We start from the raw sequence: 13785 nt of genomic DNA, 5'->3' as shown, positions 1-13785 counted from the left end.
ATTATTGCAGAGGAGATCAACATAATGAATGAGACAAAGCATTTAACTATTAGTACACTCACCGAGGGCGATTATGTATCTACATGCCGGGTATTTGAAGAATCAATATCGGATGCCTTTAACAAAGAAGGATTAGGTCACTTACTAGAGGATTTACAAAGTGAAACCGATCATAAAAAGCAAAAGGCGCTATCTTCACTGGAACAGGAAAACTCGGATATTTATTTCTTTACCGCTAAAATCAATGGGAAGGTTGTGGGTACGATTTCCTATGGTCCCTGTGGTGAGACTATTCAAATCTGTGCAGAACATCAGTTGGATCATTTGGGGGAATTGGGGAGTTTATACGTGTTGCCAAGCTATCAGGGGCAAGGGATTGGTTCGGCATTAATTAAGAAAATGATGAAATTTCTAAACGAACAAGGGATCGAGCAATTTTGTTTGGACAGTGGCTATAAACGCGCACAAATTAAGTGGCAGCGTAAATTTGGGGAGCCTTATAAGGTAGTAAAAGATTATTGGGGACCCGATTCCGATCATATGGTTTGGTTGTGTAATGTAAGAAGTGATTAAATGGAAATTGTACATCATATGAAACGATAGCGTCGTAATATTATATATATAATGTCGCATTTTCCTACTAATAAAGGGTTTTGTTATGTGATATTTTATTAGTAGATGTCAGAATAACATATATACGGGAGGCACAAGCAAATGACGATTAGAATTGGTAAAATTAGCTATTGGCATGTACATGCTTGGGACTATACGAAGCAAGCTCAAGAACATGAGGATACTGTATTGGCTGCAGTTTGGGATGAAGATGCAGAGCGTGGGAAAAAAGCTGCCGAAAGCTTAAATGTTCCTTTTTTCGAATCACTGGATGACCTGCTTGCGCAAGAGGATATAGATGCCGTCATAGTGGATGCGCCGACCAATGTGCACAGAGATGTAATTGTTGCTGCGGCTAAAGCGGGCAAACATATTTTTACGGAAAAAGTAATTGCCCCCACACATAAAGAAGTTGAAGAGATCATAAGCGCAGTGGAAGAGAACGAGGTGAAGCTGACCGTATCCTTGCCACGTCTAAATGATGGATACGCATTAACGATTCAAGAAGTTCTAAGTCAAGAACTGCTCGGAGAGATTACTTACGTTAGAGTTCGCTTATCTCATAATGGGGCTACAGAAAACTGGCTTCCCGATCATTTCTATAGCTTGGAACAATGTGGTGGCGGAGCTTTGATTGATCTAGGCTGTCATCCTATGTATTTGACGAAGCTTTTCTTAGGTCAAGATGTGACCGGTGTAAATGCTAATTTTGGTTATGTAACGGGCAAGGAAGTAGAAGATAATGCAGTGGTAACATTATTTACGGATTCAGGAGCAATTGGTGTGGTCGAGGCTGGTTTCGTGAATAGTCATTCGCCGTTTACCATCGAGGTACATGGAACCGAAGGAACTCTTCTTTACGGAACACCAGAGGATAAGCTTCTTCTTAGAAGTAACAAATCCGCTGACAAAGAGGAAGGATGGAAAGAAGTAGCGCTACATGCTAATCGTGAAAGCGCATTCCATCAGTGGGTTAATCATATCCAAAAGGATACTTTCGCCACCGAGAATGTTCAAATTGCTGTGGAGCTTACGAGATTAATGGAGGCGGCGAATCGTTCTGCTAAAGAAGCTCGTATGATTCGGTTAGCAGATCTAGACGCTTAACCGGTCTCCACCTGTTAGGAGGATTTAACATTGAGTAACTTTCCCTATGAGATGATGTTTGAGAAGCATGATATGCTCGAAAGATTGGATATTTCAATCCAATGGGGACATTACGAGATAACAGTTCTTAGATTTCATTTGACCTCTTTTCCGCCGGGAAGAGTCATAGATTTCCATAATCATTCTGAATTCGAATTTCATTTTATTCCAAGAGGAAAGGGAGAAGTGACTCTTGGCGATTTAAAATACCCCTTGTCTGAGGGAATGTTTTATTTAACCGGACCGGGTGTCATGCACCGCCAAGAGGCGGATCCAGATGATTCTATGGAAGAACTGTGTCTACATGTGGACATCAAAGAGAAGATCAGAGAGGAGGTTGATCCTTGGGAGGTTGCGGAGGCTGAGACCTGTGTTCAGAAGCTAAAGCAGCTACCACTAGTTCCAGCGCAAGATTATCACAGCGCTATGAAATGTTTTCTTGAAGCCTATGAAGCTTGTGAAGGTAAACTAACGGGATATTACACTTCCATTAAACATCTCGTAATCAGCATTTTATTAAAGGCAGTAAGAGCGTATGATGCAGGTGGAATTCGAACAGAAGCACCTGTTAGAGATATGTCAACTTATCGGTACCAATATGCCATTCAATATATGGAAGCTAATTATTCAGGAGCTGTTACCTTGGAGAATGTTGCTGAAAAGCTGAATATTAGTTCAAGGCAGCTGCAGCGAGTGTTTAAACAAGTTAACGCCGATCAATCTTTCAGTAGGGCGCTTGAGGATATAAGGTTGAAAGCGGTCTGCCGTAAGCTTGAAGAAAGCAATTGTCCGATCGAACAAATCGCTCAAACGGAAGGATTTACGAATGCTACATATTTGCATATTGTCTTCCGCAAGCGGTTAGGCATGACTCCAGCAACTTATCGAAATACAAAACAAACTAATTAGAAGTGAGGGTGAAAGATATGAGTAAAGTGTTTCGCGTAGGAATTATTGGATGTGGTGGAATTGCGAATGGCAAGCATCTTCCAAGTTTGAGCAAGCAAAGTAAAGTGGAAATCGTAGCTTTTTGTGACATTATTAAAGAACGTGCTGATGAAGCAGCGGAGAAATACGGTACTAGCGAAGCTGCTGTATATACGGATTACACAGAACTATTAAAAGATCATTCGATTGATATTATTCATGTGCTTACGCCGAATGATGCTCATGCAGAAATTTCAATTGCAGCCCTTGAAGCAGGAAAACATGTTATGTGCGAAAAACCAATGGCCAAGACGGCAGCAGATGCCAAACGAATGGTGGAAGCAGCGAAACGTACAGGCAAGAAACTAACCATTGGATATGACAACCGCTACAGAGAAGACAGCTTATATTTGAAAAAAGCATGTGAGTCCGGGGAGCTTGGTCATATCTATTTTGCAAAAGCACATGCCATCAGACGGAGAGCGGTACCGACATGGGGAGTATTCCTCGATGAAGAGAAGCAAGGTGGAGGACCTCTGATCGATATCGGAACCCATGCGCTGGATCTAACGCTGTGGATGATGGATAACTATAAACCAAAAGTCGTGCTGGGCACCAAATATCACGAACTGTCTCAAAAAGAAGAGGCCGCCAACGCTTGGGGACCTTGGGACCCTAAAAAGTTCACCGTGGAGGACTCAGCCTTTGGGATGGTCGTAATGGAGAATGGCGCTACAATTATGCTGGAAGCGAGCTGGGCACTCAATTCTCTGGATGTGCATGAAGCGAAATGCAGCTTGAGCGGGACTGAAGCAGGTGCAGATATGAAGGATGGACTTAGAATTAACGGAGAGAAATTCAGCAAGCTGTACACTAATAAAATTGAGCTTGGGGCAGGCGGCGTGGCTTACTATGAAGGTAAAGCAGAAAGTGCACCTGACATCGAATTAAGAAAGTGGATCGAGGCTATTGAACAGGATAAAGACCCGGTTGTAACACCTGAACAGGCATATGTTGTTTCGCAAATATTAGAAGCGATTTATGAATCTGCACAAACGGGTAAGGCTGTGTATTTGGATTAGATTTTTGACAAGCATAGAGATATAGAGTAATATCCACTTGTGATTTAATTACAGGGATCTGAGACAAGACTCTCTCTTTACTGGGAGAGTTTTTTTGTTTTTTTTGCATGTTTGAATACTGGGTTATAGGGGTGAAGAGCATGAACACTGTAGAACGCAATCAAGTACTTATTGTGGAAGATGACGATAATATTAGAAGGTTTATAGCTATCAATTTAACGAATAGTGGGTTTGTGGTTAGTGAGGCTGCTTGTGGAGAAGCAGCATTGCAGAGCTTTGAGGCGAACCGGCCAGACGTTATTGTTCTGGACATCATGTTGCCGGATTTAAATGGGTTTGAGATCTGCCGGAAGCTAAGAGAGCAGGACCCTGGGGTCATTATCATTTTTTTAACAGCAAGAGGACAAGATCTGGATAAAATCAATGGCCTTGAAATGGGTGCCGACGATTACATTGTGAAACCTTTTAATCCATTAGAACTGGTGGCACGGATCAAAGCGATATTGCGTCGTACAGAAACAGCTTTAAAACCGCAAAAAACTATCCTTCAAGCTGGACCGATTCGTCTGGATTTGAACTCGAACAAGATGTTTAAGCACGATGACATTATTGAATTAACCCCGAAGGAATTCCAGTTGATGAAGACCTTTTTAGAGCATCCGGATACAGCACTATCTAGGAATGAATTAATGAACCTGGTCTGGGGTGAGGATTTTATTGGTGATCCAAAGACAGTAGATGTTCACGTGCGTAAGCTAAGAGAGAAGATTGAAGAGGACGCCTCTAACCCGCATTGGATTGAGACTGTATGGGGGCTCGGATACCGCTTTAGAAAGGATGGTTGAAGAATGGGTATTCAGAAAAGATTAGTAGGAAGCTATTTTGTAGTGATTTGTCTTACTGTGCTCATTCTTGAGATTATTCTTAATTTATCTGTACGTTATTATTATTTTCATAATATAGAGCAAACCCTGATGAATCAAGCAGAACTGTCGGCTTCTTTTTATCAGCAATATTTTAGCGACGAGGATTTAGAGGCACAATCGGATAGGCTGTTAAAGGGCTTTGCCAGCCATTCCGATGCACAGGTACAGATTATTAATGCTGAAGGTCGGCTGCTGCAGGATTCTAATGGAATCCAAGGCGATTTTACGATGACAGATAACATGGATGTGCAAGCAGCCATACAAGGGCAGCCTGACAGTTGGAAGGGTGAGGACCCTGTAACGGAGGAAGCTATTTTTACGGTGTCGTATCCTTTACAAGCCAAAGGTAACATCGTCGGGGAAGTGAGGTTTATTACCTCCTTAACGGAAACGATACATACAGTAAATCAAATTGCGGTTTTGCTGATCGGGGTAGGTTTGCTCGTGATTGGTATCGTCACCTTGCTTGGATTATTACTATCTTGGACCATAACCAGATCCATTAAAGATCTGAAACAGGCAGCAGACCAAATGTCTGAAGGAGATTTTAGCATAAGAGTACAAAAGCGCTATCAAGACGAGCTTGGTTCCTTGGCAGATACATTGAATATGATGGCCAGTCGAATCTCGAAAAGTGAACAGCTTAAGAATGATTTTATCGCATCCGTATCCCATGAACTGCGTACGCCATTGACCTCGATCAAAGGCTGGGTAATCACCTTGAAGGGGGGTGGGGAGAGTAACCAGGCTCTGTTTCATGATGGGCTAGATATCATTGAATCTGAAAGTGACAGGTTAACTCATATGGTGGATGAATTATTGGATTTCTCCAAATTGGATAACGGAAGAATCGCAATTCACCTCACAACTGTGGAGCTAACAGAGCTGTTGCAGCATATTGGCAGACAACTCACCCCTAGAGCAACCAGACAAGGCATCTTGCTCGAAGTGAAAATAGAAGAGAATCTGCCTGTCATTCAAGCTGACGAGAATCGTGTGAAGCAAGTCATGATTAATCTCATTGATAATTCGCTCAAATTTACTAGCTCCTCTGGTCGAATTCTTATTACTGCCCATACGGTTCCAGGGAAAGTTGTAATTACGGTTGAGGATACTGGGTCAGGCATCGCAGAAGCGGATTTAGAGAATGTGCGGCGAAAATTCTACAAAGGGGATCAACAGGCGTCAGGCAGCGGTTTGGGACTGTCCATCTCGGAACAGATTATTACGTTGCATCATGGCGAGCTGCGTATAAGCAGTACTTTAGGTAAGGGGACGATTGTCCAATTTGACTTGCCGATATAAATAGAGCTCAAATTTAACTATTTCATAACCACTTTCATCTCTTTCACAGATAAAATACTATATATGCGGACAAGCGAGGAGTCGATGATCCAAATGCCGAGCAAATTCATAAAGATAGGTGCTATGTTAACAACGATACTTTTGCTCGGAGGATGCGGAGTGCCGGCGACACCAGGAGAGCTGATTAAGCCTCCATCATCAGAAGCAAGCCTGCAGCGAGACAAAACGAGCCAGGAATTTATCAAATGGCTTCCCGACAAAGCTCAATTGATAACTCCGTTGGATGGACAAGAGGATAATGCTATCTCCTTTGGGGATATGGATGGAGACGGAATCGATGAAGCGGTAGTTGTATATGAATACAGCAAAAACAAAGGTTCTTCTATAAAAGCAATGCTGCTTAGGCAGGAAAATGAAGCGTGGCAAAAGATTTCGGAGGTTGAGGGGTTTGGGTATGGCTTGGATTATGCCGAATTCTATGATGTCGATGATGATGGCCATAACGAGCTCGCGCTGGGCTGGTCATTGGGCGAGGCAGGGAACGGGCTGGATATTTATACGCTGAGTGAAGATAAATTAAAGCTGTTATCGAAGAAGGCGTATCAGGACAAATTTGATCTGAGATAATCATACCACTTTATAATCCGCTGCACTTCAGCTTCATCTTGAAACAAGATGTATTAGTGCTCAGGCGGATTATTTATGATGCTCATTTTACAACAAGAAAAATACAGAAATTAAATAGAGGTTGTATCATGTTTCTCACCACCAAAATTGCAAAGCTGGACAGATCCGTACTGTTTCTCGTAACATGCCTAGTTGGTATTGGTACTGTTGCTATTTATGGCGCGACTACGGATACACGGTTAGATGGTCTTTACATCAGTTCGTTGTATTTATTTGCTTTATTTTGCATACCCATGTTATTCATCGCATTGGTAGATTATAAGATTCTATTAGGTTGGTTAGCATATCTCTTTTATAGCGTGGGTATTGGTCTACTTGTGCTAGTTAAGCTGGTTGGGGAGAACCTCAATGGTGCCGTGCGTTGGTTAAGTATTGGAAGCTTTCAGCTCCAGCCCTCCGAGCTGGCTAAAATATGTACGGTGCTGCTCATTGCTCATCTATTGGGTAAACGAGAAGGACAGCAGCTTCGCTTTTTTCAAGATTTAGTGCCGGTTTGTTTCGTTTTTTTAATTCCTTTTATTTTGATCATGGATCAACCCGATTTGGGTACAGCGCTCGTTTTTGCGGGCATATTGCTTAGTATGCTTTGGATAGGTAACATCCGTGCTCTATATATGATCTTGATCCTCGGTGTGGTGATTATTTCGATTGGCACGATATTATGGCTCTATTATGCCAACTTCGACTTGTTATCCAAGATTGTCGAACCCCATCAATTGTCACGAATTCAGGCTTTTTTGGACCCGCAGAGTGATCCCGATAAATCTTGGCATGTCAAAAACGCAATGATAGCCATTGGCTCCGGTGGATTATCGGGTAGTGAAGGTATTTTTTTGCGAAAAGGATATATTCCATACGCGTATTCCGATTCGATCTATGTAGTCATCGGTGCAAAATACGGTTTTATAGGTTCATCCATTTTGCTGATGCTATATTTATTGCTCGTCTATCGAATGATCTTTATCGCACTCGAAAGCAGGGACCGTGCAGGGGCATATGTTGTCACCGGGTTTATCGCCATGATTATCTTTCAAGTTTCTGTTAACCTTGGAATGCATCTTGGATTGCTGCCCCTGACGGGGATATCCTTGCCGTTTATTAGTTATGGAGGTAGCTCGTTACTTACTAATATGATTGCGATTGGCATAGTGCTAAGTGTGAAAGTCCATAAGGATGAAAGCACGGATTGAAAAAGCTACTGGAACTGAGTGGAGGGAATTATGACTAACAAACGCAAGTGGACAACAACTCGTAAAATTCTGACGAGCATTGGACTTGTCTTAGGCGCAACGATTATCGGAATTGGAGTATATGCAGGGTATTTATACAAAAAGACGGATAACGCGATAGAGCGCATGGCTGCTCCAGTCAACGTCCAGCCAACCGCTGCCCCAGAGGAAAAAAAGGCGACGGTATCGGTTGAACCTATGATTTTTCTGCTTGCCGGGGTAGATAGTCGGGACGGTGGTGGTGGGGTAATGAATACCGATGTGCTAATGCTTGTCAGCTTCAATCCTGACACGAAGTCGACGAGTTTCTTATCTATACCGAGGGATTTGTTGCTAAAACCTAAATCGTTGCCCTCTCGCAAAGCTAATTATTATTATGCTTACCATTACATAAAAGATAAAACTGAAGCTATCCCTAATACAAAAGAGTTTTTCAGCAATTTACTAGGTCTGCCAATTGATCACATGGTTGTGGTGAATTTTGATGTGCTGAAGGAGACGGTGGACTTGCTTGGCGGGCTAACCATTGATGTCGATATGGATATGAAATATATCGATTCGGCAGATGGAACGAACATCAACTTAAAGAAGGGCTTGCAGAAGCTGGATGGCAAACATGTGCTTGACTTTGTGCGTTACCGCAAATCGAATCAAGGAACGGCTGAATCCTCCGATTTTCAGCGCAATGATCGACAGCAGCAAGTAATTAAGCAGATTCTGGATAAGCTAGGGAATTTCCAAGGCGTGTCCCAATGGGGGAATGTATTGGACATCATCGGTGAAAATGTGAAGACTGATATTCCACAAGCAGATCTCCAGCAATGGTTGTTGAACTTCCCTAAACTCAAACCAGATCATATCAATTCCTTACATGTGGAATCTCTTTGGAAGAGTCCATACGTGTATGTGAATAAAGAGGATCTTAAACAAGCACTTACTACTCTGAGTACGGAAGCGGGTGTTAGCTCCGAAAGTTCATTGCACTTGGAGAATATTGGGACGGTAGATTGACAGACTATCACTTAAACTGCTCTTAGGAGCAGTTTTTTTGTGTACCACTAATAATCCCGATAACCAGTAAAGTAATCCGCCAACGGGTAGAGGCCTGACTTCCAAGCATAGTACCATGAACACAGCGATTATGAATCGTACATTGTTTTGGTTTACTTGAGAGGAGAAGGGAATTTCATGAAATACAGATTGGGTATTATGTTTCTAATTGTACTGACAGGGATGATATCGATAGCTGCATTTAATCCGATTATTGGCCCGCTTGCTCGAAATTTGGGACTTAGTGATTTTCAATCAGGATGTTTGGTATCGGTAGCGGGACTTTGCTGGCTGCTCGGAGGATATTTCTGGGAAAAACAAACGTTCATGAGCCGAAAATGGCTGCTTGCTTCGATCATGTTCGTCTATATGGCAACACTAGTCATTTTTGCACTGCTGGCTGATTATGCAGTACATGCTGCGAGCAAAACTAGCCTGTTTTGGAGTTTCTTTATACTTCGCGCAATCGCCGGTTTTTTCTTTGGAGGTATTCCAGCATTAGCACAAGCTTATGTTATGGGCTGGAGTACAAAAGAGACCCGTACTCAGGGAATGGCATTATTCGGTGCAGCCAATGGACTTGGCTTCGTAGTAGGACCTGCAATGAGCGGAGGAATGGCTTCGCTGGGACTCACCTCACCAATGTACGCCGCAGCCATATTATTATTCACCTTGGCTATTTTATTTCTAGTGTTTATTCCTAAAGAAAAGAATATCGAGATCGAACGGCAGGCGATTTCACTTTCACCCAACGACAAACGGATACGCCTCTATTTATGGATTGGACTATTGCTATCGTTTGCTCTGAATATCGTGCAGGTTACTATCGGATTTTTTGTGCAAGACAGCCTTGGATACAGTACCCAGCAAGCCACACAGCTAATTGGAACAGGTCTGGCTATCTCGGGAATAATGGTGGTGCTCTCGCAAATTGTGATCAGCAAATATCTCAAATGGCATCCTAAAAAGGTGCTGCTCGTAGGGCTATTATTTGTGGCTTTGGGTCTGCTAGGCTTGTTATTGTTTATCAGATTTGCTTATGTGGACTTTACATTCTTGGGAATTGGCATCGGCTTTACATTGCTTGGCTACAGTGCGGGTGCTTCAATGGCGGTTCAAGACCATGAGCAAAGAAGCGTTGCTTCCTTTATTGCGGCCCTTCAAGGTGGAGGATCATTCATAGGTCCAGTTATAGGCACAGCTTTATACACCGCTAATATGGCACTTCCTTATTCTTTCTGCGTGCTGTTGATTGGTATTGTAGGTATCGCGAATTTGAAAAAAAGATCAGCGGATCGTGTGGAGAGTTGTTAAATAGAAATGCTGCTCATAGAGTAGATTCTAAGCTGTCGAGGGAGTCTCGACAGCTTTTTTATGATTACTACGCAAAATAAATTAGCAGATTCGGAATTCATGGTCTTATTTACGTTACTCCATAGTTTTACAAAACCTCCTTTTTCTCAATAAGTTATTTATGGAAACGATAGTATAATATTCCTAAAGGGAGAGTGATGAAGTTTAATACAGCAAGAGGGTTCATGGATTTGGGATTCGTAAGAAACATTGCGTTTATTAAGGATGCGAAGGAGTTTAGAGAACATACTATGAATTTATTTAAGAGAGTAGTCCCAAGAGATATAACATTGATAGTTTTAATACTACTGCTAATTACCGGAACATTTATTACCGCAGTTCCTTCTGCTAAAGCCTTAGAAGTAGGGAATCAGGATGCTAATACCGGTGTGAAAGTGCAAAAGATTGTTGCCAGCAATCTTCAATCCTATGCTTTAGATACCCAAGGAAATCTGTGGGCTTGGGGTCAATATAATAACTTTGGGGAGATAGGGAACGCAGCTCCTCAAGAAGTTTCTTTCTTTAAAGATAAGCCAATTAAAGATATTCAAGGTGGTAACCAATTTCTACAGGTGCTTCTAAAAGACGGTACGGTATGGGGACGGTTTAACTATTCAAAAGATACTGCATCATTTAGTCAGATTAAGGGGCTTAAGCAGATCGTACAGATCAGCGATGCCGAGGCATATGTTTATGCCACACAGAGTGATGGTACCGTCTGGATGTATGTGCCTTCTGAACCCGGCAAAGCAGCGGTAAAAAGACCTGAGCTTTCAAATGCTGACTTTAAGGCATTCTTTGATACATACGCTATTAAAAACGACGGAACAGTGTGGAGTATAGGCAATAAATCATCGGTTCCTATCCAGGTTGAAGGTCTTTCTAGTATCAAGAAGATTATTAATGGACAAACGAACCAGCCCAATTATGCCTTGTCAGAGGATGGACAGGTATGGGGCTGGGGTGTCTCAACCATTTATACTTCAAGTCCAAACACAGGTGTAATTAATCTCAAGCTTCTGCAGGGAGAAGAAGGTGCAGTTGAACGGATTGAAGGGTTAGAGGGCATTCAGGATATTACTTCTGGAGAGAACTTTTACACCGTTCTGAAAGAGGATAGGACAGTCTGGGCCTGGGGTTTCAACGATCGAAACCAACTGGGAGATGGGACCACCAAGTATTCTGTGCAACCGGTCAAGGTTTCAAATCTGAACAATGCCGTTGGATTGAGCAGCGGATGTATGGCGGCTCATTCTTTTGCGCTTCTAGCGGACGGAAGTGCTGTAACTTGGGGAGATAACTCCAAGCAGCAGTCTGGTACTGTTTCAGATCAAAAGACTATTGCTACTCCGCAAAAGGTTCCCTTTTCCGCGTTAACAGGGGACGCAGAGAGACAGTTCACATTTACTTTTGATGGTGTTAAGGGAAACGAGCTAGGGCAAGCTGCAAGCAATGGTAAGGGTCTGATTATTATTCCTAAGCTGACGGGTTTCCTTGTATCTAAAGATGGAGGTGCAACCTGGAGTACAAGGCCTTTACCGATCAATTCAAGCAAAATAAGAATCACTTATCAACATGATCGCTTCTTTTTAAGTGATCAGAATTTAAGCGTATCTCATCTGTATTATTCTCTGGATGGAGAAAAGTGGATCGAAACAGCAGTTGAACTACAGTCATCGGTTTTGAAATCTTACACGATCACTTGGCAGAATAATCAATTCATTCTGTTGTCTTATCCGGATCAGACCATGAAGACGGAAGTTTACACTTCCACGGACGGAATCATGTGGAACTTGCAAGGAACGGTTGGTGAACGTCTGGATCAGATTTACTGGAACGGTAAGCGTTATTTGATGACTTACGGGGGATATACGTACTATGGCTCCGTGGGTACTCGGAATCAATTCATTTATATTCCGAGTGATAAACGAAATGTTGAGCTAATTGTATATACATCCGATAATTTAAACCAGTGGACCCAACAGTCTGGTAAAGTAAATAACAATCTAAAATATAAAGCAACAATAAATGGAAAACCGATTCGTAACTATTGGTTGACTTTTGATGAGCTTCAGTCTGATGGCACACTTGTATTTTATGATACCGAAGGCAATAACCTCAGTACTAAGGATGGGATTAATTTCAAGCTTGTGAGAACTTCAGATATGTTCTCCGGTCTGTACAGCCGTAGCGAAATATTCTGGAATGGCAAGCAATACCTAATCTACGCTACTCGATTTCGCGAAGAAGGTGTAGTGTTTGTGTCCACTGATAAAGTGAATTGGCAGCAGCAGAAAATTCCTAATATGCCTCTGGGGATGATGGTGACCTATACCGGGAAATATTTTGTTGGTTATTCGGGTACCCGTCTGGCCGTATCCAAAGACGGTTTAAAGTGGGATTTAAAGCAGAGTGGGAAGCCAGATGCTTCCTTCAATCAGGTTGTAAAAGGGAATGGAACATATGTCTCCGTTGGATCACTCTATACGTATGCAGTTCCAACTGTTGCAACTAGTAAGGACGGAAAGAATTGGCAGCAGATTCTGCTGGGTAACAGGGAGGATACTACAGTAAACGGTCTGACCTCCGTGGCTTGGAACGGTAACGTTTTTGTAGCGGTAGGATTGCAATATGCCTGGACATCCAAAGATGGTATTGCTTGGAATAGAAACAATAAGCCTCTGGATGCCGAAATGAAACATGTGATTTGGACTGGCAAACAGTATGTAGCTATCGGGCATGCTAAAGGCAATGATAAGAAGTCGATGATTTACTCTTCAGAGAACGGAACAGCCTGGAAAAAAGTCTATGACTGGTCTGGTAAGCTGACGGACATTGCGACTCATAACGGAACCACTGTTGTAGTCGGAACTAATGGCAGTAAAGCCATCGTTGTGCAGAGTACTAATTTAACCAAATGGAATCTGCAGACCTTTACGCTGGGGAATGATCTTCCTAATTGGAAGCAACAGCAGAACGACTATGAAGAAACTTACACTTTCTTGAATGTACAATGGGCGAAGGATAAATTCATCATTGTATCGGATCATATTTATAGCTCAACTAATGGTCTGCAATGGACAGCAGTAAAGGGACAATATGATGAATATATAAAAACCCATGCCGCAAGCAGTAACGCTAGTAGATTGGTCTGGACAGGAAAAGATTACCGGTTCATAAGCAGCAACAGAATTGGAGTCTCGAAGGATTTAAAGAGCTGGAACTTCTATGAGCATAATGAATTTTATAATTTTAATGAAATGCTTTGGACAGGAACTGATATGTTGGTGACCGGGGCTGGTGGATTGCTAGTGCATTTACGCGAAAACTAATAGATTAAGTAGCGGTCGATCCTCACAAGTGATTGAAGCTATTAGAAACCTTATGAAAAGACGAAACGTATTACATCAGTAACTATGCGTTTCGTCTTTCTGTATGCATGGAGCAAATGTCCAGCTAACGAAATTT

At 42.3% G+C, this 13785-nt stretch carries 11 protein-coding genes; all 11 read left to right on the top strand.

Annotation, left to right across the window (positions count from 1 at the left end; translation table 11 throughout):
* Positions 1 to 24: 24 nt before the first annotated feature.
* The 11 genes from NSS87_RS20225 to NSS87_RS20175 all read left to right on the top strand — a co-directional run bounded on the left by NSS87_RS20225 (position 25) and on the right by NSS87_RS20175 (position 13649).
* Positions 25 to 573, top strand: coding sequence for a GNAT family N-acetyltransferase (locus NSS87_RS20225; RefSeq protein ID WP_339242330.1), 549 nt, complete (start codon positions 25 to 27; stop codon positions 571 to 573).
* Positions 574 to 714: 141 nt separating this feature from the next.
* On the top strand, positions 715 to 1719 hold the full coding sequence (locus NSS87_RS20220) for a Gfo/Idh/MocA family oxidoreductase (RefSeq protein ID WP_339242327.1): 1005 nt from the start codon (positions 715 to 717) through the stop codon (positions 1717 to 1719).
* Positions 1720 to 1749: 30 nt separating this feature from the next.
* On the top strand, positions 1750 to 2667 hold the full coding sequence (locus tag NSS87_RS20215; protein WP_231573306.1) for a helix-turn-helix domain-containing protein: 918 nt from the start codon (positions 1750 to 1752) through the stop codon (positions 2665 to 2667).
* A 17-nt stretch (positions 2668 to 2684) separates the two neighbouring features.
* A complete protein-coding gene (locus tag NSS87_RS20210; RefSeq protein ID WP_042189716.1) occupies positions 2685 to 3767 on the top strand; it encodes a Gfo/Idh/MocA family oxidoreductase in 1083 nt (360 codons plus the stop codon).
* A gap of 140 nt (positions 3768 to 3907) precedes the next feature.
* On the top strand, positions 3908 to 4612 hold the full coding sequence (locus NSS87_RS20205; RefSeq protein ID WP_042189714.1) for a response regulator transcription factor: 705 nt from the start codon (positions 3908 to 3910) through the stop codon (positions 4610 to 4612).
* A 3-nt stretch (positions 4613 to 4615) separates the two neighbouring features.
* The gene (locus NSS87_RS20200; protein ID WP_339242323.1) at positions 4616 to 5998 is read left to right on the top strand and encodes a HAMP domain-containing sensor histidine kinase; all 1383 of its coding nucleotides are present in this window, start codon (positions 4616 to 4618) and stop codon (positions 5996 to 5998) included.
* 93 nt (positions 5999 to 6091) lie between these two features.
* Positions 6092 to 6625, top strand: a complete 534-nt coding sequence (locus NSS87_RS20195) for a hypothetical protein (RefSeq protein WP_042189710.1) — start codon at positions 6092 to 6094, stop codon at positions 6623 to 6625.
* Positions 6626 to 6753: 128 nt separating this feature from the next.
* Positions 6754 to 7875: an FtsW/RodA/SpoVE family cell cycle protein gene (locus NSS87_RS20190; protein ID WP_042189707.1), complete on the top strand. Its 1122-nt coding sequence runs from the start codon at positions 6754 to 6756 to the stop codon at positions 7873 to 7875.
* 30 nt (positions 7876 to 7905) lie between these two features.
* Positions 7906 to 8925 (top strand): LCP family protein, encoded by a 1020-nt coding sequence (locus NSS87_RS20185; RefSeq protein WP_042189704.1) that lies wholly within the window; start codon positions 7906 to 7908, stop codon positions 8923 to 8925.
* Between the two features lie 177 nt (positions 8926 to 9102).
* The gene (locus NSS87_RS20180; RefSeq protein ID WP_339242320.1) at positions 9103 to 10278 is read left to right on the top strand and encodes an MFS transporter; all 1176 of its coding nucleotides are present in this window, start codon (positions 9103 to 9105) and stop codon (positions 10276 to 10278) included.
* A gap of 329 nt (positions 10279 to 10607) precedes the next feature.
* Positions 10608 to 13649: a hypothetical protein gene (locus NSS87_RS20175; protein ID WP_339242318.1), complete on the top strand. Its 3042-nt coding sequence runs from the start codon at positions 10608 to 10610 to the stop codon at positions 13647 to 13649.
* The last annotated feature ends 136 nt before the right edge of the window (positions 13650 to 13785 follow it).

Source organism: Paenibacillus sp. FSL F4-0243 (assembly GCF_037963295.1).
In the GTDB taxonomy this organism is placed as follows: Bacteria; Bacillota; Bacilli; order Paenibacillales; family Paenibacillaceae; genus Paenibacillus_AQ.
Note: the sequence above shows the minus strand (reverse complement) of the source record. Positions and strands in the feature narration are given on the sequence as shown.